30 protein-coding genes are annotated in these 17,099 nt (G+C 51.2%); 5 read left to right on the forward strand and 25 right to left on the reverse strand.

Features of this window, described 5'->3' with window-relative positions; genetic code table 11:
- Positions 1-39 precede the first annotated feature (39 nt).
- On the reverse strand, positions 40-1,362 hold the full coding sequence (gene aptA, locus HRQ87_RS16660) for an omega-aminotransferase AptA (protein ID WP_174139577.1): 1,323 nt from the start codon (positions 1,360-1,362) through the stop codon (positions 40-42).
- 179 nt (positions 1,363-1,541) lie between these two features.
- On the opposite strand from aptA, the gene HRQ87_RS16665 reads away from it, so the two are divergent.
- Positions 1,542-2,141 carry a nucleotidyltransferase family protein gene (locus HRQ87_RS16665; RefSeq protein WP_174139578.1) on the forward strand — a complete coding sequence of 200 codons (600 nt, stop codon included), beginning with the start codon at positions 1,542-1,544 and terminating at the stop codon, positions 2,139-2,141.
- 209 nt (positions 2,142-2,350) lie between these two features.
- Positions 2,351-2,950, forward strand: a complete 600-nt coding sequence (locus HRQ87_RS16670) for a nucleotidyltransferase domain-containing protein (protein WP_174139579.1) — start codon at positions 2,351-2,353, stop codon at positions 2,948-2,950.
- A 126-nt stretch (positions 2,951-3,076) separates the two neighbouring features.
- On the opposite strand, the gene HRQ87_RS16675 is transcribed toward HRQ87_RS16670, so the two are convergent.
- From HRQ87_RS16675 to rpmC, 12 genes are all read right to left on the reverse strand, one after another.
- Positions 3,077-3,700, reverse strand: a complete 624-nt coding sequence (locus HRQ87_RS16675) for a helix-turn-helix domain-containing protein (RefSeq protein ID WP_174139580.1) — start codon at positions 3,698-3,700, stop codon at positions 3,077-3,079.
- A gap of 138 nt (positions 3,701-3,838) precedes the next feature.
- On the reverse strand, positions 3,839-4,027 hold the full coding sequence (rpmD, locus tag HRQ87_RS16680) for a 50S ribosomal protein L30 (protein ID WP_174139581.1): 189 nt from the start codon (positions 4,025-4,027) through the stop codon (positions 3,839-3,841).
- Positions 4,028-4,039: 12 nt separating this feature from the next.
- Positions 4,040-4,618 carry a 30S ribosomal protein S5 gene (gene rpsE / locus HRQ87_RS16685; protein WP_174139582.1) on the reverse strand — a complete coding sequence of 193 codons (579 nt, stop codon included), beginning with the start codon at positions 4,616-4,618 and terminating at the stop codon, positions 4,040-4,042.
- Between the two features lie 10 nt (positions 4,619-4,628).
- On the reverse strand, positions 4,629-4,988 hold the full coding sequence (gene rplR / locus HRQ87_RS16690) for a 50S ribosomal protein L18 (RefSeq protein WP_174139583.1): 360 nt from the start codon (positions 4,986-4,988) through the stop codon (positions 4,629-4,631).
- A gap of 11 nt (positions 4,989-4,999) precedes the next feature.
- On the reverse strand, positions 5,000-5,533 hold the full coding sequence (rplF, locus tag HRQ87_RS16695; RefSeq protein ID WP_174139584.1) for a 50S ribosomal protein L6: 534 nt from the start codon (positions 5,531-5,533) through the stop codon (positions 5,000-5,002).
- Positions 5,534-5,545: 12 nt separating this feature from the next.
- Entirely contained in the window at positions 5,546-5,938 is a 393-nt protein-coding gene (gene rpsH, locus HRQ87_RS16700; RefSeq protein WP_174139585.1) for a 30S ribosomal protein S8, read from the reverse strand.
- Between the two features lie 12 nt (positions 5,939-5,950).
- On the reverse strand, positions 5,951-6,256 hold the full coding sequence (gene rpsN / locus HRQ87_RS16705; protein WP_174139586.1) for a 30S ribosomal protein S14: 306 nt from the start codon (positions 6,254-6,256) through the stop codon (positions 5,951-5,953).
- 19 nt (positions 6,257-6,275) lie between these two features.
- Positions 6,276-6,839, reverse strand: a complete 564-nt coding sequence (gene rplE, locus HRQ87_RS16710) for a 50S ribosomal protein L5 (protein ID WP_174139587.1) — start codon at positions 6,837-6,839, stop codon at positions 6,276-6,278.
- Positions 6,832-7,143, reverse strand: a complete 312-nt coding sequence (rplX, locus tag HRQ87_RS16715; protein WP_174139588.1) for a 50S ribosomal protein L24 — start codon at positions 7,141-7,143, stop codon at positions 6,832-6,834. Before rplX ends, rplE begins: the two co-directional genes overlap by 8 nt.
- Position 7,144: 1 nt before the next feature.
- A complete protein-coding gene (gene rplN, locus HRQ87_RS16720) occupies positions 7,145-7,513 on the reverse strand; it encodes a 50S ribosomal protein L14 (RefSeq protein WP_174139589.1) in 369 nt (122 codons plus the stop codon).
- 71 nt (positions 7,514-7,584) lie between these two features.
- Entirely contained in the window at positions 7,585-7,815 is a 231-nt protein-coding gene (rpsQ, locus tag HRQ87_RS16725; RefSeq protein ID WP_174139590.1) for a 30S ribosomal protein S17, read from the reverse strand.
- Between the two features lie 3 nt (positions 7,816-7,818).
- On the reverse strand, positions 7,819-8,025 hold the full coding sequence (gene rpmC / locus HRQ87_RS16730; protein WP_174139591.1) for a 50S ribosomal protein L29: 207 nt from the start codon (positions 8,023-8,025) through the stop codon (positions 7,819-7,821).
- Between the two features lie 269 nt (positions 8,026-8,294).
- On the opposite strand from rpmC, the gene HRQ87_RS16735 reads away from it, so the two are divergent.
- The 3 genes from HRQ87_RS16735 to HRQ87_RS16745 all read left to right on the forward strand — a co-directional run bounded on the left by HRQ87_RS16735 (position 8,295) and on the right by HRQ87_RS16745 (position 9,820).
- Positions 8,295-8,507 carry a hypothetical protein gene (locus HRQ87_RS16735; protein WP_174139592.1) on the forward strand — a complete coding sequence of 71 codons (213 nt, stop codon included), beginning with the start codon at positions 8,295-8,297 and terminating at the stop codon, positions 8,505-8,507.
- 135 nt (positions 8,508-8,642) lie between these two features.
- Complete coding sequence (locus HRQ87_RS16740; protein WP_174139607.1) at positions 8,643-9,251, forward strand: TIGR02466 family protein; 609 nt, start codon at positions 8,643-8,645, stop codon at positions 9,249-9,251.
- Positions 9,242-9,820 carry a hemerythrin domain-containing protein gene (locus tag HRQ87_RS16745; protein ID WP_174139593.1) on the forward strand — a complete coding sequence of 193 codons (579 nt, stop codon included), beginning with the start codon at positions 9,242-9,244 and terminating at the stop codon, positions 9,818-9,820. The genes HRQ87_RS16740 and HRQ87_RS16745 overlap by 10 nt, the downstream gene beginning before the upstream one ends.
- A gap of 181 nt (positions 9,821-10,001) precedes the next feature.
- Here HRQ87_RS16745 and HRQ87_RS16750 read toward each other — a convergent pair whose 3' ends face one another.
- The 12 genes from HRQ87_RS16750 to HRQ87_RS20675 all read right to left on the reverse strand — a co-directional run.
- Positions 10,002-10,670, reverse strand: a complete 669-nt coding sequence (locus HRQ87_RS16750) for a hypothetical protein (protein WP_174139594.1) — start codon at positions 10,668-10,670, stop codon at positions 10,002-10,004.
- A 251-nt stretch (positions 10,671-10,921) separates the two neighbouring features.
- Positions 10,922-11,335 carry a 50S ribosomal protein L16 gene (gene rplP / locus HRQ87_RS16755; RefSeq protein WP_174139595.1) on the reverse strand — a complete coding sequence of 138 codons (414 nt, stop codon included), beginning with the start codon at positions 11,333-11,335 and terminating at the stop codon, positions 10,922-10,924.
- A gap of 13 nt (positions 11,336-11,348) precedes the next feature.
- Positions 11,349-12,056: a 30S ribosomal protein S3 gene (gene rpsC / locus HRQ87_RS16760; protein WP_174139596.1), complete on the reverse strand. Its 708-nt coding sequence runs from the start codon at positions 12,054-12,056 to the stop codon at positions 11,349-11,351.
- Positions 12,056-12,436, reverse strand: a complete 381-nt coding sequence (rplV, locus tag HRQ87_RS16765) for a 50S ribosomal protein L22 (protein ID WP_174139597.1) — start codon at positions 12,434-12,436, stop codon at positions 12,056-12,058. The genes rpsC and rplV overlap by 1 nt, the downstream gene beginning before the upstream one ends.
- A gap of 3 nt (positions 12,437-12,439) precedes the next feature.
- Positions 12,440-12,718, reverse strand: a complete 279-nt coding sequence (rpsS, locus tag HRQ87_RS16770; RefSeq protein WP_174139598.1) for a 30S ribosomal protein S19 — start codon at positions 12,716-12,718, stop codon at positions 12,440-12,442.
- A 3-nt stretch (positions 12,719-12,721) separates the two neighbouring features.
- On the reverse strand, positions 12,722-13,564 hold the full coding sequence (gene rplB, locus HRQ87_RS16775) for a 50S ribosomal protein L2 (RefSeq protein WP_174139599.1): 843 nt from the start codon (positions 13,562-13,564) through the stop codon (positions 12,722-12,724).
- Positions 13,565-13,862: 298 nt separating this feature from the next.
- Complete coding sequence (locus tag HRQ87_RS16780; RefSeq protein WP_174139600.1) at positions 13,863-14,690, reverse strand: hypothetical protein; 828 nt, start codon at positions 14,688-14,690, stop codon at positions 13,863-13,865.
- Positions 14,691-14,842: 152 nt separating this feature from the next.
- Positions 14,843-15,139, reverse strand: a complete 297-nt coding sequence (locus tag HRQ87_RS16785) for a 50S ribosomal protein L23 (RefSeq protein ID WP_174139601.1) — start codon at positions 15,137-15,139, stop codon at positions 14,843-14,845.
- Complete coding sequence (gene rplD / locus HRQ87_RS16790) at positions 15,136-15,756, reverse strand: 50S ribosomal protein L4 (protein WP_174139602.1); 621 nt, start codon at positions 15,754-15,756, stop codon at positions 15,136-15,138. Before rplD ends, HRQ87_RS16785 begins: the two co-directional genes overlap by 4 nt.
- Positions 15,746-16,615: a 50S ribosomal protein L3 gene (gene rplC, locus HRQ87_RS16795; RefSeq protein WP_174139603.1), complete on the reverse strand. Its 870-nt coding sequence runs from the start codon at positions 16,613-16,615 to the stop codon at positions 15,746-15,748. Before rplC ends, rplD begins: the two co-directional genes overlap by 11 nt.
- A 13-nt stretch (positions 16,616-16,628) precedes the next feature.
- Entirely contained in the window at positions 16,629-16,937 is a 309-nt protein-coding gene (rpsJ, locus tag HRQ87_RS16800) for a 30S ribosomal protein S10 (RefSeq protein WP_108261210.1), read from the reverse strand.
- 96 nt (positions 16,938-17,033) lie between these two features.
- Positions 17,034-17,099, reverse strand: a 66-nt coding sequence (locus HRQ87_RS20675; protein WP_217430459.1) for an EF-Tu C-terminal domain-related protein, incomplete at its 5' end; no start/stop codon positions are given.

Raw genomic sequence — 17,099 nt, forward strand, 5'->3', positions numbered from 1 at the left:
TTGTTATCCCAAGGCCCCAGAGCGTGTCCGGGGCCGCGCCTACTGCAGTTTCTGCAATACGTCTCGTAACGTGCCAAACAGCTGATCTATATGATCTTTTTCAATGATCAGCGGTGGTGATAGCGCGATGATGTCGCCGGTGGTGCGGATCAGGCTGCCTTTGTCATAGCAATCCAGAAACGCCTGAAACGCACGGCGGGTGGGTTCGCCAGCGATCGGCTCTAGCTCAATCGCGCCAATCAGCCCCATTCCGCGGATATCGATGATATTTGGGCAGTCGCGCAAGCTGTGCAAACCATCTTCCCAATAGCCCGCCAGATCCGCAGCACGCTGAAACAGCCCCTCTTCGACATAGGTTTCAAGCGTGGCCAACCCGGCCGCACTGGCAATCGGATTGCCAGAGTAGGTATAACCGTGGAACAGTTCGATCATATGTTCAGGGCCCTGCATAAAGGCGTCGTGAATTTCCGACGTGGCCAATACAGCCCCCATCGGGATGACACCGTTGGTCAACCCTTTGGCGCATACCATCAAATCAGGCATAACGTCGAAATGGTCTGCCCCAAACGCCGACCCAAGGCGCCCAAATCCAGTGATCACCTCATCAAAAATCAGCAAAATACCGTGTTTTGTACAAATTTCACGCAGGCGCTGCAGATATCCTTTCGGCGGCAACAGCACCCCGGTCGATCCTGCCATCGGCTCAACAATCACTGCGGCAATCGTTTCAGGGCCATGCAACGCTGCAATGCGCTCAAGCTCATCCGCCAGATGTGCGCCATGATCTGGTTGCCCTTTGAAAAAGGCGTTTTCAGGCAGATGTGTGTGCGGCAGATGATCAACACCCGTCAGCAAACTACCGAACATTTTGCGGTTATTGACGATACCCCCGACCGATATACCGCCAAAGTTCACCCCGTGATAGCCACGTTCACGGCCGATCAGCCGGGTGCGCGCCCCGTCCCCTTTGGCACGATGATAGGCCAGCGCGATTTTCAAAGCCGTTTCAACACTTTCGGAGCCGGAATTCGTGAAAAACACATGATTAAACGGCTCTGGCGCCATATCGCGCAAGCGGTTGGCCAGTTCGAACACCTTGGGGTGGCCCATCTGAAACGCAGGGGCATAGTCCATTTCTTCGACTTGTTTTTGAACCGCCTCGACGATTTTGGGGCGCTTGTGACCGGCGTTGCAACACCAAAGACCCGCCGTGCCATCCAATACATCACGCCCATCCGAGGTTTTGTAAAACATCCCATCGGCTGAAACGAACATGCGTGGGTTCTTCTTGAATTGCCGGTTTGCCGAAAACGGCATCCAAAAGGCCGACAGATCATTCGGCTGTTTTTGATCAAGCGCCATGGGACTTCCTTTGCTGCGCCACATCGGCGCGAATAGATTGCACACCGCAACGCTATCAAAGCGGTTGGCACAGTCAAGAAATTCAACAGACCATTTGCTGGAGAATTAGGCAACATATCGGAAATGCTAAAATTTAATGCAGTGTTTTCCTGACCCCAAAAGCACCTTATGGTGCGGTGATGAAAACAAAGATTTTGATACTGGCCGCAGGGGTGTCGCGCCGAATGAACGGGGCCGATAAACTATTACAACTCGTTGATGGCACACCCCTTTTGCGTGCTCAGGCGCTTAAATGCACATTGACCGGACTTGAGGTAATCGTGGCCCTGCCCCCGCAGCCACACCCACGATTTGATGTGATCCACGATCTGGATGTGACCGCCATTGCGATCCCCGACAGCGCCGAAGGCATGTCAGGCACCCTTAGGAAATCAATTTCAATTTTGCGAAAAACCGCGGGTCGCATTTTGTTGTTGCTGGCCGACCTGCCCGAAATCACTTTGGCAGATATCGAAACGGTGCTGCAAAGCCCATTGCGTTATCCAAATGCTGTTATCTGGCGCGGTGCGACCGCAGACGGCAAACCGGGGCATCCCATTTTGTTTGATGCATCCGTCTTTGATGATTTTGAAACTTTGTCCGGCGATAGCGGCGGGCAAGCAGTTATTCGCAAGGCAGGCGAAAACGTCGCCCTTGTTCCCCTGCCCGACAATCACGCGCGCTGCGATCTGGACACGCCTGAAGACTGGGCCGATTGGCGCGCCAGAACGGGTCGATAATATGATGCGAACCGTTCGACAACTTTATATTCGAATTGGGTGGAATTGGTCTGTTACGCAGGCTTGGATCAATGGTCAGGTGTTTCTAATCCTGTAGTTGCTTAATGAGACATCGTTACCATTAACAGTGCAAAAACCAATGGCGGCTTCTGAAAGTATAAACTACAAATTGTTAGTTTCTTTCTTTACTGTTCGGACACTTAGAACACATGACACCGCCAGATGAAAATGCTTGGGATGCATGGTCTCCAGGTCAGTTAGCCGGAAAACTGAGTGGCCTGACTGCGAATTGGTACATCGTGGGCGGGTGGGCAATTGATCTTTGGCTTGGTGAACAAAGTCGCGCGCATGAAGACTTGGAATTTGCAACTTTGCCTGAAGATGCCCCAAAAATAGCATCTCATCTTGCTGAATTGACCTTTTACGAAGCAAGAGCTGGTCAGTTCAAGAATTGGGACCAAAGTAATCCGGTTGATAACAACGCTTGGCAATTTTGGGGTGCAGATTTAAGCGCCGGGCGGTGGCGTGTGGACATGATGTTAGAACGCGGGACCCCCGAGCTTTGGAGGTACAAGCGTCAGCCATTATTGGAACAATCGCGTAATACTGCAATACAGATCAATTCTGATGGGATCAGATATCTGGCGCCGGCTAATGTCCTTTTGTTCAAAGCCAAGCATTGCAGAGCAAAGGATGATCATGATTTTGAAGCTGTCTTGCCAACGCTATTAGTTAATGATCGCGAAAATCTGCGTGCTTGGCTCACGTCATATCATCCAAGCCACAAATGGCTAAAACGGTTAACCTGATTGGAATTAACTGGACTTTGACTGTGTTTGCAGCATTGATCACCACAGGGCGTTTAACGACATCTACCCCTTCACGGCTTGTGTCAAAAGCCCGACGCAAAGAACATAACTTTCGATCTTCGACAGCTAAGACAGCGACGTCACCCAAAGGATCATCGCATCTTCCTGACTGGTCGAAATCACATTATGCCCCATCGTCGCATCGTAATAGGCACTGTCGCCCCGCCCCATAAGCGCGGGTTCGTAAAATTCTGTGAACAAGGTGATCGTGCCAGTCAGAACATACAAGAATTCTTCGCCATCGTGACGCACCCAACCGTCAAATTCCTCAAGCGATCTGGCCCTGACGCGTGCGCGATAGGGCAGCATCTTTTTCTTCGTCAGCGCGGCGCCAAGCAAGTCGTGTTCATAAGTCGTGGTGGCCTGCGATGTGCCTTCACCCGATCTGGTGACAGTCATGCGCCCGGTTACCTGGTCCTGACTGGGCGGCGTAAACAACTGCGGAACCGAGATTTCAAGCCCAACTGCCAGTTTCTTCAACGCGTCATAGGTCGGGGACATCTGCCCGTTTTCGATCTTTGACAAAGTAGACCGCGCCAACCCCGCCTGATTGGCCGCCTGTTCCAACGTCCACGCGCGTGCTTTGCGCAAATCGCGAACCCGCTGGCCCAGATCAACAGGTTCAACATGGGTTTCGGTTCCGTTTTCACGGGCGATGCGGATAATACTGGTTTGGTCTTTCTGCGTCATAAACTGTCTATATAGCGCAACGCAGAAATCGTCAGGCTTTTTCTATCGCAGTTTAAACATCAAAAAAGACACCGTGGTTTCCCAGGGTGCCTTTAAATTTGAGGTTCCGGATCAGATCCGAAAGCCTCGCGTTTTTATTTACCCACGCTCTTCGATGATCTCGACGAGGTGGGAAATGCTGTTCACCATGCCGCGGACCGAAGGGGTGTCTTCCAGTTCGCGGGTTTTGTGCATCTTGTTCAGACCCAGACCAACCAGCGTAGCGCGCTGTTTGGCGGGGCGGCGGATCGGGCTTCCGATCTGCTTGACGACGATGGTTTTTGCCATTGTTTCGTTTCCTTACGCTTCAACCGCAGCTTCTTCAGCTGGCGCTTTGGATGGGGCATCATCTTTTTTCAGGATATCAGCCACCTTCTTGCCACGACGCTGTGCCACCATACGCGGGCTGCCTTCTTTTTGCAGACCGTCGATTGTGGCGCGGATCATGTTGTAGGGGTTTTGCGACCCGATTGATTTCGCAACAACATCCTGAATGCCCAGCATTTCGAAAACGGCACGCATTGGACCACCAGCGATGATACCCGTACCCTGGGGGGCAGCGCGCATCACAACTTTACCGGCGCCATGACGGCCTTCCATGTCGTGGTGCAACGTCCGACCTTCGCGCAGCGGCACACGGATCATCTGGCGCTTGGCCTGTTCCGTTGCTTTGCGGATCGCCTCTGGCACCTCTTTGGCTTTCCCTTTGCCAAAACCGACACGACCCTTTTGATCGCCGACAACCACAAGGGCTGCAAAGCCAAAGCGTTTACCACCTTTTACGGTTTTCGACACGCGGTTGATCGCAACAAGGCGATCGGCAAATTCAGGAGCTTCCTCGCGGTCGCGACGGCCCCGGTTTCCTTGGTCTCTTGCCATCTCTTACTCCTTAAAACTTCAATCCGCCTTCACGGGCAGCTTCGGCCAGGGCCTTGACTTTACCGTGAAAGAGGAAGCCACCGCGGTCAAAGTAACACTCGGACACTTTGGCTTTTTTCGCGCGCTTTGCTAGTGCCTCACCAACTTTGGTGGCGGCTTCGACGTTGTTCTTGCCAACCACGCCCAGATCCTTTTCCAAGGACGAGGCCGAAGCGACAGTAACGCCGTTTACATCGTCGATCAGCTGCGCGCTGATGTTTTTGTTTGAACGGTGAACGGACAGGCGCATGCCAGTTGTGTTCCGCTTCCGCAATTTGTTCCGAACGCGCAGGCGGCGCTTCAAGAACAGATCTCTTTTGCTGTTTGCCATTGTTGCGTTCCTTACTTCTTCTTGCCTTCCTTGCGGAAGATATATTCGTCTTTGTATTTGATGCCTTTGCCTTTGTAAGGCTCGGGCTTGCGCCATTCGCGAATGTTCGCCGCGACCTGGCCGACAAGTTGTTCATCAATACCTTCGACGATGATTTCAGTCTGCTTGGGGGCTGTAACCGTGACGTCCTGTGGGACTTCAAAGTTGACCTCGTGCGATAGACCAAGCTGCAATTTCAAGGTGTTGCCCTGCATTTGCGCCCGGTACCCAACGCCGTTGATCTCAAGCTCTTTCTTGAAGCCATCTGTGACGCCGGTGACAAGATTGCCAACCATCGTGCGGCTCATGCCCCACTGCTGACGCGCACGCTTGGATTTGCCGCGCGGCGTAATGGTGACAACATTATCTTCGACAGTCAGTGTGACATCGTCAGTTGCGGTAAAGCTGCGGGTCCCTTTGGGTCCTTTGACTTCTACGGTCTGGCCGGACACGGATGCGGTGACACCCGATGGCAGCTCGACCGGTTTCTTACCAATACGAGACATTGCCAAAACTCCTTAAAAGACCATGCAAAGCACTTCGCCGCCAACATTGTTGGTGCGTGCGCTTGCATCCGACATCACACCGCGGGGTGTGCTGACAATCGACACACCCAGACCTTGACGGACCTGCGGAATGTCTTTGACGCCCATGTAAACGCGACGACCGGGTTTTGACACCCGCTTGAGTTCGCGAATAACAGGAGTGCCGTCATAATACTTCAGGCTGATTTCGATAGCCGGATGACCATCCTTGCCTGTCGTGTTTTCATAGCCACGGATGTAACCTTCGTCGGCCAGAACATCCAGAACCCAAGCACGCAGCTTGGACGCAGGTGTGATGACGGTCGATTTGCCACGCATCTGTGCGTTGCGGATCCGTGTAAGCATATCACCAAGAGGATCGTTCATAATTTATACCCCCTACCAGCTTGACTTGACCATACCGGGGATTTGGCCCGCCGAGCCAAGTTCCCGCAGCGCAATCCGTGATACCTTTAGCTTACGATAATAAGCATGAGGACGTCCGGTCAGCTGACAACGGTTGTGCAAACGTGTGGCCGAGCTGTTGCGCGGCAGTTTAGCAAGCTTCAGGCGCGCTTTGAAACGCTCTTCCATGGGCTTGCTTTCGTCATTCGCGATCTCTTTCAGCTCAGCGCGCTTGGAGGCGTATTTTTCCACCAGACGTTGACGCTTCTTCTCGCGTTCGATCATTGCTTTTTTAGCCATAACTCTCTCTCCCCGCCGCTTAGCTGTTGAAGGGCATGTTGAAAAGCTTCAACAGCGCCTTTGCTTCCGCATCAGTTTTCGCGGTGGTGCAGATAACAATATCCAGACCCCAAGCTTCATCGATCTTATCAAAATCGATCTCGGGGAATACGATGTGCTCTTTCAGGCCCATGGCATAGTTGCCACGACCATCGAACGATTTGCCGGAAACGCCGCGAAAGTCGCGGACGCGGGGCATAGCGATTGTGATCAGACGATCCAGAAATTCATACATCTGATCGCCGCGCAACGTGACTTTCGCGCCCAAAGGCATGTCTTCACGTACACGAAAACCCGCGATGGATTTCTTGGCTTTGGTGATCACGGCCTTTTGGCCTGCAATCGCTGTCAGATCAGCTTGGGCCGATTTGGCTTTCTTGCTGTCTTTGACTGCTTCTGATCCGGCACCGATGTTCAACACGATCTTGTCCAGACGTGGGATCATCATATCGTTCTTATAGCCGAACTCTTCCTTCATTGCGGCGCGGATGGTTTCCGCAAAAGCCGCCTTAAAACGCGGGGTATAATTTGCAGTATCAAGCATCAATCACATCCCCCGTCGTTTTGGCAAAGCGCACTTTCTTGTCGCCATCCATACGGAATCCAACACGTGTCGGCTTGCCGTCTTTGTCGATGATTGCAAGATTTGACAACTGAATGGGCATCGCTTGTGGAACGCGGCCACCTTGAGTTGCCTGACTTTGTTTTGTGTGACGAACCGAAATATTCACGCCGTCCACAATGGCCTTGCCGGTCTTTGGGTTCACAGAAGTGATTGTACCTTCTTTACCCTTGTCTTTGCCAGCAAGCACGATGACCTTGTCACCCTTTTTCAACTTAGCAGCCATCTTACAGCACCTCCGGCGCGAGTGAGATGATCTTCATAAAGTTTTTCGCCCGCAATTCACGAACAACCGGCCCAAAGATACGTGTACCTAAGGGTTCGTTATTGTTGTTCAGAATGACAGCTGCATTGCGATCAAAACGGATCGCTGTGCCGTCTTCGCGGCGAACTTCCTTGGCGGTGCGAACAACGACAGCCTTGCGGACATCGCCTTTTTTCACACGGCCACGTGGAATGGCTTCCTTGACCGATACGACAATGATGTCGCCAACGGACGCGTATTTACGCTTGGAACCACCCAGAACCTTGATGCACTGAACCCGGCGCGCGCCAGAGTTGTCAGCAACATCCAGATTGGTCTGCATCTGGATCATTTGGTTTCTCCCGACCTGTGGGGGGCTTTTGCCTTGTCCCCAGGGTTTCGATTAAACCGAAAGATTACTGCTTATTCAGCAATAACCTCCCAGCGTTTCGTTTTCGACTTTGGCGGGCATTCCTGAATGCGGACTGCGTCACCAACATTGAAAGCGTTCTTTTCGTCGTGCGCCCGGTATTTCTTGGACTTACGAATGGTCTTTTTCAGAACCGGGTGCGTAAAGCGACGTTCGACTGAAACGGTGACAGTCTGTTCGTTCTGGTTGCTTGTCACAACACCTTGGAGGATGCGTTTGGGCATATCTTAAGCCTCCGCTGCGGCGTCTGCCGCTTTTTGGTTCAGAATTGTCTTGACGCGTGCAGTGTCACGGCGAACCGCTTTCATGCGCGCAGTATTCTCAAGTTGGCTTGTGGCCTGCTGAAATCGCAGGTTAAAGCTTTCTTTTTTCAGATTGGCCAGCTCCTCGCGCAGCTGATCAGGTGTTTTATCACGTAGTTCCTGGGCGTTCATCGCCATCTTCCTTTCAACATCACTGGTAGGCCCCGCAAAGGGTCACCCTGATTCCAGTGGAGTTCATGATGAAGCGCTCATATAGGGCTACGAAACAAGTATAGCAAGCACAAAGTTAGCTGTTTCGCCTTGATTTGGTTTATTTGTATTGGCGTCTGGGATCGTATAATTTCCAGCTAACGTAAAGTCGCCAACGCACGTTCAAGTTGAATATGATTTGAGTTCTTTCTATGAGACTTCATGAAAACTATATCTAGTGAGATTTTATAATGAAAAACGGACTACTGCTTATGATCCTGTTGCTGCTTGCAGCCTGCGGATCGCCCAAGCCAGGTTTGGTGACATCATGTATGTTTGAGGTCAAACCACCGGGTACATATGAATCCACCGACCTGAATAGCCCAACTGTTGTTCCAGGCGACGGCGGCACACAAGCGGGTGCCGACGCATTGAATGATTGTATTCGACGCAAAGCGGCCTGACCCCGGGCTTTGTCCCAATGCGGTAAATGATCCACCTGCGCAGTCCCGGACCTGATCCGGGACCTCAGGGGCGTTGTGCAGGTGCGCATCTTTGAAAACACTTTTCCATCTGCCACGGGCGCGTTATCAAGCCGTATGAAAACGATCAAATCCCTTTTCGCCACCCGCCTTTATCACGCGCAGCTTAGCGGTATTGATAAGGCAGAACTACAAGCATCCTGCATCACAATTTCTGATGATGACGAGGCAGGCCAGAACTGGTGCGAGGAACACGGCTATCCCGGCTATACGTCCTATGCGTCGCTGACCGACCTGCCCTGGCGGTTTCCGATCTTCAAGGATCTGGTAGGTGTGATTGACCAACACGTCGCGGCTTTTGCCAAAGACGTGCATTTTGATCTGGGTGACAAAAAGCTGGTGCTTGAAGACATCTGGATCAACATCCTGCCCGAAGGCGGCATTCACACCGGGCACATCCATCCGCATTCTGTGATCTCAGGCACGACCTATGTTGCGATGCCGCCGGGGACCAGTGCGATCAAATTCGAAGACCCTCGCCTGCCCTTCATGATGGCTGCCCCTGCCCGCGCGAAAGACGCGCCCCAGGATCTGCAGCAGTTCATCTATATCGCCCCGGCTGTTGGGGATATTCTGCTGTGGGAAAGCTGGCTGCGCCACGAAGTCCCGATGAATATGGTCGAAGAAGAACGCATTTCGGTGAGTTTCAATTACAAATGGGAATAAACGACACACCCCTATCCGAGTTAACCGTCGATTTTGGCAAGCGCCCCACGGCCCCACGATTGAAGCAGGTGACAGAGACGCAGCGCCAATCGGGTCGCCACCTTGCTGCGATCCACCGGCACTATCTGATGGATCTTGCGCGGCTGCATAAAATTCTGGAACGCATACAGGCAGGCGACGAACCGCCCGAACGGCTTAAGCAAGTGGTGCTGTCGATGGAGATGTCGGAAAATTACCGCGCTTTCGGAAATCTTTGTGGCCAACAATGCCTGGTCCTGGATATGCACCATAATATTGAAGAAACGCATATGTTTCCAACATTGCAAGCACGCGCCGCAACAGGGTTTCTGGCCATAATCGAGCGTCTGAAAGAGGAACATAAAGTTGTTCACACACTCATCGAACGCCTTTATGAATCCGCTGAAAGGCTTAACCACACACCCTCAGAAAACAACTTTCAAGCCGCCGCTAACATCTTCGAAGCCTTATTGGCCGCCGTCAAAAGCCATTTCAAATACGAAGAAACCGAACTTGAAGAGGCCCTTGGCTATTATGGCATGAACATTTGAAATGTGCTTAAGGCTGGGGGATATGGCGGAAGAGGAATAGGTTTTGGTGCGTTTTAGGTATAGGGAGAACCAGTCTTAATATGACTTTTTTAAATTTATTGCAGAGACATACCGTTACTGTCCACGAACTCAAGAATGTATTCCTTATCGAATACTAATATTCCTACTCCTGTTTCTAATTTCAAACCTTCAAGTGATGACTCTTTGATTTTCCGCGAAACATAAATGCACGGTCATCACTATATAAAAGCACTTCCTCACCAGAAAGCAATTTTGCATCAGACGAACTTAAATTTTTCCAAATATCTGCTTTAAAAAGATTTTCTTCTGCCTCACTTAGATCATTTTGGAACATAAGAGAAAACTTTCTAAGCGATCCAGAACCAATCGGTGCATTAAGGGATTCATCTGCGCCGTTTGACGATTGGTAAATTTCTTCAATCGATAACTTTGCAAGATATGATTTTTCCCATATCGCTAGCGGTTTAGCAGCTGTAGGATTTATCCTTTCAATGCTTTCACCTAAAGCTTCAACAGCATTGCCTAGGTCCTTTCGGATCGCAATTACATCTTCAGATATATCATCAACCGAATTGTTTAGGTTTTGTAAATCCAAACGCACCTCAGTGAGCTTGTTATCAATTTTGTCAATTTTAGAATCTTGGCGATCATCATTTGAGTTAATACGAGCATCCAATACCCCAACTGTTCTAGCAATATCATCTAGTCGAGAATTCTGAGAATTTATTACTAGTAAAACCGCGCTAGCAGTGGCCACAATAGTTGCTATTGCTATACCGACTTGAATGAACAAGTGTTTTCCAAAAGTTATTGCCGTTTCTTTTAGCATCAAATCGACCTAGCAAGCTCCATTAAACACCCATATTCATGATATAAGTTATATTTTAGAAAAGAAATAAATTATAATCAGTTCTATTACCAAAAGTTTAACTAATCAAAATCAAGAATTTCTTCTTAAGACATTCAAATGAACTGCTTAGTTACAGAGTTAGTATGAAATAAAAAACTTTGTTATTAAACAGAAAACCCGACAAATTATCGCCGGGTTCTCTTATAAGATACATTTATTCTTCCTGAGACCTACCAGTCTTCGCGCACCACGACACGGGTTTTGACCGGCAGCTTCATCGCAGCCAGGCGCAGGGCCTCGCGGGCGACAGCGTCGTTCACACCGTCGATTTCGAACATCACGCGGCCAGGCTTGACCTTGGCAGCCCAGAAATCGACCGAGCCTTTCCCTTTACCCATCCGAACCTCAGTTGGTTTTGAGGTCACCGGGGTATCCGGGAAAATACGGATCCAGACGCGTCCCTGACGTTTCATATGACGCGTCATGGCACGACGTGCGGCTTCGATTTGACGCGCAGTGACGCGTTCCGGTTCCGTTGCCTTTAGACCGTATGTGCCGAAGTTCAGGGTGCTGCCACCCTTTGCTTCGCCGCGAATACGGCCTTTGTGCATCTTGCGGAATTTTGTGCGTTTTGGTTGCAGCATTCCTTAATCCTCCTTAGCGGCGGCCACCAGCGCCACGGGGCGCAGGACCATCCTGGAGTTCCTGTTGACGACGGTCGCGGGCCTGCGGATCATGTTCCATGATCTCGCCTTTAAAGATCCAGACCTTGATGCCGATGATACCGTAAGCCGTCATGGCTTCTGATGCCGCATAATCGATGTCCGCACGCAGTGTGTGCAGCGGAACGCGACCTTCGCGATACCATTCCGTTCGTGCGATTTCAGCGCCGCCCAAACGACCCGCCACATTCACACGAATGCCCAGGGCACCCATACGCATGGCGTTTTGCACAGCACGCTTCATGGCACGACGGAAAGACACCCTGCGTTCCAACTGCTGCGCAATCGATTCAGACACAAGCTGCGCATCAAGCTCTGGCTTGCGCACCTCGACGACGTTCAGGTGAAGTTCGCTGTCGGTCATATCAGCCAGCTTTTTGCGCAGCGTTTCAATGTCCGCGCCTTTCTTGCCGATAATGACACCGGGACGGGCTGTGTGAATTGTGACGCGGCACTTTTTGTGCGGACGTTCAATGATCACACGGCTGATGCCGGCTTGCTTGCATTCTTCTTTGATGAATTCACGAAGTTTGATGTCTTCCAGCAGAAGATCACCGTAATCTTTCGTGTCGGCGTACCAGCGACTGTCCCAGGTACGATTTACCTGAAGGCGCATGCCGATTGGATTGACTTTATGACCCATTAGGCTTGCTCCTCAACTTGACGCACTTTGATCGTCAGCTCTGAAAACGGCTTGATGATTTTACCGAAACGACCACGCGCCCGTGGACGGCCACGCTTCATCGTCAGGTTCTTACCAACATATGCCTCGGCGACGACAAGTTCATCGACATCCAGGTTGTGATTGTTTTCAGCATTGGCGATCGCGGACTGAAGACATTTCTTCACATCCTCGGCAATCCGCTTTTTCGAGAAAGTCAGGTCGTTCAACGCCTTGTCAACTTTCTTGCCACGGATCATGGCGGCAACCAAATTCAGTTTTTGCGGGCTGGTGCGAAGCATGCGCGTTTTCGCCATTGCTTCGTTTTCAGCCACGCGGCGGGGGTTCTTATCCTTGCCCATGACTTACTTCCGTTTCGCTTTTTTATCAGCCGCATGGCCATAATAGGTGCGTGTCGGTGCATATTCACCGAACTTCTGACCAATCATGTCTTCCGATACGTTCACCGGAATATGCTTGCGACCATTGTAAACACCAAAGGTCAGACCCACAAATTGTGGCAGGATTGTTGACCGGCGTGACCAGATCTTGATGACTTCATTACGGCCCGACTCGCGGCTCTTTTCTGCTTTCTTAAGCACATGAGCGTCGACAAAGGGCCCTTTCCATACAGAACGCGACATATACTAGCGCCCCTTCTTCTTGGCGTGACGCGAGCGGATGATCAGCTTGCTGGACGCTTTGTTCTTGTTCCGGGTGCGCGCACCCTTTGTTGGCTTGCCCCAGGGTGACACAGGGTGACGACCACCCGATGTCCGACCTTCACCACCACCGTGGGGGTGATCGACCGGGTTCATGACCACACCACGAACACTTGGGCGAATACCCTTGTGACGGTTGCGGCCCGCTTTACCAAAGTTCTGGTTACTATTGTCGGGGTTCGATACCGCTCCAACAGTTGCCATGCATTCCTGGCGCACCAAACGCAGTTCGCCCGAAGACAAACGGATCTGTGCATAGCCACCATCGCGACCCACAAACTGGGCATAGGTGCCAGCGGCGCGTGCGATCTGACCGCCTTTGCCGGGCTTCAGTTCGATGTTGTGAATGATTGTCCCGATCGGCATGCCCTGGAATGGCATTGCGTTACCGGGTTTGATGTCCGCTTTGGACGATGCGATGACCTTGTCACCAATCGCCAATCGCTGAGGGGCCAGAATATAAGCCTGTTCGCCATCATCATATTTGATCAGCGCAATAAAGGCTGTCCGGTTTGGATCATATTCGATCCGTTCGACTGTCGCGGAAACGTCCATTTTGTTCCGCTTGAAGTCAACGATACGGTAAAGACGCTTTGCGCCCCCACCCTTACGACGCATCGTAATCCGTCCGGTGTTGTTCCGGCCGCCATTCTTAGTCAAACCCGTTGTAAGGGCCTTGACTGGGCGTCCTTTCCAAAGCTCCGAACGGTCGATCAGAACCAGCCCACGCTGGCCTGGCGTCGTCGGTTTGTACGACTTGAGTGCCATGCTTTCTGTCTTCCGTTTGCTTTGCGCCGGGTATACCCCGGCTTTTCGGTTTAAGGGGCCCCGCAGGTCCCCGATCAGAGATCCCGGGTCAAGCCCGGCATGATGGCGAACCATCAAAAGCCAAGCCCCGGACGAATCCGGGGCCTGACGGATGGCGCTGGATACTAAAGGCGGGGGGATTGGTCAAGTGTTGCTAAGCTAATCTAATTGACATCTTTCTAATCCTTACAGCAGTAAGTTACTCATCTCAAAACAGGTTGAAAAACTAGAAAATGGTTTGGATATCAGATGTTAATCATTAGTTTTCAGAAGCTGCGTTTTGTTTGATACAGTATGTTACAGCTATAAATGGCTGCATATTATTAAGTGGCTCAGATGAACCAACGGTGCTTGTTTGTCCTAGCGTAGCTTCACCACGGCCCGGCCGAAGTTCATATTCAAAATTTTCGTTTGGTAAGCCCGCAGAATTTACACTTGCTCCTCTTGCGATGACTTCTCCTGCTCGGGGAAGACGTTTCGCAGCAGCAGAAGAATTGGCAATTAAAGCGTGACTGTGAGGTGCTGGCTCAACATTAGGTAAATCTTCAATTCCACCAACAACCATTGGATGACGAAGAGAGGTCTCATTAGTTGCTTCGCCCGCACCAATAATAACACGACCGTCTGCCTGCTCAAAAGGTTGCCAACCCTCGGGACATATGTCTGGAATGTCATCGACATGATTGCCACCTGCAACTGCAACAACTGCTCCACTTGGCAAGCTATGATTGCCATCAATCAATTTCCTTGCCTCCTGAGCACCATTTTCAATAACGCTCAATGCTTGTCTTGTTGCTTCATCAGTAATCGCTGAACGTGCGGTTCCCCAACTAATCCCACCGAGAACAAAGATCGCAGCTATGAATGTCGCAATAAACCCACCTTTAGAAACAAGGAAGTACTTTTTTTCCAGCTCTTTAATAGTTTCTTCTTTTACATTCTTAACACTATCTCTCAATGCCTGGAGATCATCTTCAACCACTTGTTTTGCGGCTTGCGAACTGTCTTTTATTGCTTCAACTTCATATTTAACTGTTTGAAGATCATCATTTATGAGTTGAATGTCGAACTGGTCTTCAGAAGACATGAAAATCTACCCTATAAGATCAAAATAACTTACGTTTCCTTTCTAAAAATACACAACCAAAACGTGAAAATCCAGCTTCTTATTGACGAAAAAATAATAAACCCCGGCAACGCATGTCACCGGGGTCTCAATCTTCAAGAAGCAGCGTAGCCTTACAAGCCAGTGCTCACATCGATAGTGTTGCCCTCTTCGAGGGTCACATAGGCTTTCTTCACGTCTTTCCGCTTACCAAGCTGGCCGCGGAAGCGTTTGACTTTGCCTTTTGTGATCGTCGTGTTGACCGACTTCACCTTCACACCAAAAAGCGTCTCGACCGCTTCTTTGATCTGAGGCTTGTTCGCCGCCATCGACACTTCAAAAACCACGGCACCATTTTCAGACGCCATTGTCGCTTTTTCGGTGATGATCGGCTTGCGGATCACATCGTAATGTTCTGGTTTCACGCTCATTTCAACCGAGCCTCCAGTGCTTCAACACCTGCTTTTGTGATCACCAAAGTATCACGCTTCAGGATGTCATAAACATTTGCGCCCATAGACGGCAGCACATCAAGACCTTCGATGTTGCGTGCAGCCTTGGCGAAATTTTCGTTCACCTCGGCACCGTCGATAACCAACGCACGTTTCCAACCCAGCTCTTTGATCTGCTTGGCCAATGCGCCTGTTTTCAGGTCTTTCAGATCGATGCTGTCGATCACAACCAACTCGCCTGCGTTTGCCTTCGCAGACAACGCATGCCTCAGACCCAATTTGCGAAATTTCTTCGTCAACTCATGGCCATGGCTGCGCGGTGTCGGACCTTTATAGATACCGCCACCACGGAAGATCGGTGCAGACCGTGCGCCGTGGCGTGCGCCGCCGGTGCCTTTCTGGCGATAGATCTTCTTGGTCGAATAATCAACTTCGGACCGTGTCTTGACCTTATGCGTCCCCTGTTGCGCATTGTTGCGCTGCCAGCGAACCACACGGTGCAGAATGTCGACACGAGGTTCCAGACCGAAAATCGCATCGTCCAGATCCGCACTGCCGGCTTTCTTGCCGTCCAGTTTAATCACATCAGCTTTCATCTTTGTCGCCTCCCTCAGGGGCAGCATCGTCGGCTTTGTCCGCCTCGATGGATGCTTCTGCGTCTTTCAGGGCTGCAGCCTGTTCAGCAGCAGCGGCTTCGGCTGCGGCTTTTTCTGCAGCTTCGGCTTCGGCAGCGGCTTGTGCCGCAGCTTCTTCAGCAGCTTTTGCAGCTTCCTCGGCAGCAGATTTCAAAGCAGCAGGCAGAATGGCATTTTCAGGAAACGGTTTTTTGACCGCATCCTTGATTGTCACCCAACCGCCCTTGGAACCAGGCACAGCGCCTTTAACCATGATCAGGCCACGACCTGCATCTGTCTTGACGACCTGCAGGTTCTGGGTCGTCACGCGGGCAGCACCCATGTGACCGGCCATTTTCTTGCCTTTGAAAACCTTGCCAGGATCCTGACACTGACCGGTTGACCCGTGCGAACGGTGGCTAATCGACACACCGTGCGACGCACGCAGACCACTAAAGTTGTGACGCTTCATCGCACCGGCAAAACCTTTACCAATAGATGTACCCGCCACATCCACGAACTGACCTTCGAAATAATGATCAGCAGTGATTTCTTCACCGACGTTGATCAAATTTTCAGGGGCCACGCGGAATTCAGCGATTTTGCGCTTTGGCTCAACCTTTGCAATTGCAAAGTGGCCACGCATCGCCTGCGATGTGCGTTTTGCCTTGGCTGTCCCCGCGCCCAACTGAACGGCACTATAGCCATCTTTTTCAGCGGTACGTTGGGCCACAACCTGCAGCTTGTCCAATTGAAGAACGGTCACAGGGATCTGCTTTCCGTCTTCCATGAAAAGCCGGGTCATGCCGACTTTCTTCGCGATCACTCCAGAGCGCAACATCTCGAAGCCCTCCTTAAACCTTGATCTCGACATCCACACCAGCGGCCAGGTCGAGCTTCATCAGCGCGTCCACCGTCTGGGGGGTCGGATCAACGATGTCGAGAAGACGCTTGTGCGTCCGGATCTCAAACTGATCGCGGGATTTCTTGTCAACGTGAGGACCACGGAGAACCGTGAACTTCTCGATCTTATTCGGTAGCGGAATAGGCCCACGCACTTGCGCGCCTGTCCGCTTGGCTGTGTTGACGATCTCTTGCGTACTGGCATCCAGAACGCGATAGTCAAAAGCCTTCAGCCGAATGCGAATATTTTGGCTCTGCATTTTAACAGCCTTTCGCGGCGTTAGAGTTGATAGGTGGACCACCGGCTCATCCGGTAGCCCACGTCGAACCCGAAGGTTAGTTATATATCGATTATATTACTCGACGATTTTTGAGACGACGCCGGCGCCGACGGTGCGGCCGCCTTCGCGGATCGCGAACCG

The sequence above is a fragment of the Parasulfitobacter algicola genome, from assembly GCF_013315265.1.
GTDB lineage: Bacteria > Pseudomonadota > Alphaproteobacteria > Rhodobacterales > Rhodobacteraceae > Parasulfitobacter > Parasulfitobacter algicola.

Bases quoted from the DNA above. Each gene is read 5' to 3' on its own strand.
- aptA (WP_174139577.1), bottom strand. From the start codon at position 1,362: ATGGCGCTTGATCAAAAACAGCCGAATGATCTGTCGGCCTTTTGGATG.
- HRQ87_RS16665 (WP_174139578.1), top strand. From the start codon at position 1,542: ATGAAAACAAAGATTTTGATACTGGCCGCAGGGGTGTCGCGCCGAATG.
- HRQ87_RS16670 (WP_174139579.1), top strand. From the start codon at position 2,351: ATGACACCGCCAGATGAAAATGCTTGGGATGCATGGTCTCCAGGTCAG.
- HRQ87_RS16675 (WP_174139580.1), bottom strand. From the start codon at position 3,700: ATGACGCAGAAAGACCAAACCAGTATTATCCGCATCGCCCGTGAAAAC.
- rpmD (WP_174139581.1), bottom strand. From the start codon at position 4,027: ATGGCAAAAACCATCGTCGTCAAGCAGATCGGAAGCCCGATCCGCCGC.
- rpsE (WP_174139582.1), bottom strand. From the start codon at position 4,618: ATGGCAAGAGACCAAGGAAACCGGGGCCGTCGCGACCGCGAGGAAGCT.
- rplR (WP_174139583.1), bottom strand. From the start codon at position 4,988: ATGGCAAACAGCAAAAGAGATCTGTTCTTGAAGCGCCGCCTGCGCGTT.
- rplF (WP_174139584.1), bottom strand. From the start codon at position 5,533: ATGTCTCGTATTGGTAAGAAACCGGTCGAGCTGCCATCGGGTGTCACC.
- rpsH (WP_174139585.1), bottom strand. From the start codon at position 5,938: ATGAACGATCCTCTTGGTGATATGCTTACACGGATCCGCAACGCACAG.
- rpsN (WP_174139586.1), bottom strand. From the start codon at position 6,256: ATGGCTAAAAAAGCAATGATCGAACGCGAGAAGAAGCGTCAACGTCTG.
- rplE (WP_174139587.1), bottom strand. From the start codon at position 6,839: ATGCTTGATACTGCAAATTATACCCCGCGTTTTAAGGCGGCTTTTGCG.
- rplX (WP_174139588.1), bottom strand. From the start codon at position 7,143: ATGGCTGCTAAGTTGAAAAAGGGTGACAAGGTCATCGTGCTTGCTGGC.
- rplN (WP_174139589.1), bottom strand. From the start codon at position 7,513: ATGATCCAGATGCAGACCAATCTGGATGTTGCTGACAACTCTGGCGCG.
- rpsQ (WP_174139590.1), bottom strand. From the start codon at position 7,815: ATGCCCAAACGCATCCTCCAAGGTGTTGTGACAAGCAACCAGAACGAA.
- rpmC (WP_174139591.1), bottom strand. From the start codon at position 8,025: ATGAACGCCCAGGAACTACGTGATAAAACACCTGATCAGCTGCGCGAG.
- HRQ87_RS16735 (WP_174139592.1), top strand. From the start codon at position 8,295: ATGAAAAACGGACTACTGCTTATGATCCTGTTGCTGCTTGCAGCCTGC.
- HRQ87_RS16740 (WP_174139607.1), top strand. From the start codon at position 8,643: ATGAAAACGATCAAATCCCTTTTCGCCACCCGCCTTTATCACGCGCAG.
- HRQ87_RS16745 (WP_174139593.1), top strand. From the start codon at position 9,242: ATGGGAATAAACGACACACCCCTATCCGAGTTAACCGTCGATTTTGGC.
- HRQ87_RS16750 (WP_174139594.1), bottom strand. From the start codon at position 10,670: ATGCTAAAAGAAACGGCAATAACTTTTGGAAAACACTTGTTCATTCAA.
- rplP (WP_174139595.1), bottom strand. From the start codon at position 11,335: ATGCTGCAACCAAAACGCACAAAATTCCGCAAGATGCACAAAGGCCGT.
- rpsC (WP_174139596.1), bottom strand. From the start codon at position 12,056: ATGGGTCATAAAGTCAATCCAATCGGCATGCGCCTTCAGGTAAATCGT.
- rplV (WP_174139597.1), bottom strand. From the start codon at position 12,436: ATGGGCAAGGATAAGAACCCCCGCCGCGTGGCTGAAAACGAAGCAATG.
- rpsS (WP_174139598.1), bottom strand. From the start codon at position 12,718: ATGTCGCGTTCTGTATGGAAAGGGCCCTTTGTCGACGCTCATGTGCTT.
- rplB (WP_174139599.1), bottom strand. From the start codon at position 13,564: ATGGCACTCAAGTCGTACAAACCGACGACGCCAGGCCAGCGTGGGCTG.
- HRQ87_RS16780 (WP_174139600.1), bottom strand. From the start codon at position 14,690: ATGTCTTCTGAAGACCAGTTCGACATTCAACTCATAAATGATGATCTT.
- HRQ87_RS16785 (WP_174139601.1), bottom strand. From the start codon at position 15,139: ATGAGCGTGAAACCAGAACATTACGATGTGATCCGCAAGCCGATCATC.
- rplD (WP_174139602.1), bottom strand. From the start codon at position 15,756: ATGAAAGCTGATGTGATTAAACTGGACGGCAAGAAAGCCGGCAGTGCG.
- rplC (WP_174139603.1), bottom strand. From the start codon at position 16,615: ATGTTGCGCTCTGGAGTGATCGCGAAGAAAGTCGGCATGACCCGGCTT.
- rpsJ (WP_108261210.1), bottom strand. From the start codon at position 16,937: ATGCAGAGCCAAAATATTCGCATTCGGCTGAAGGCTTTTGACTATCGC.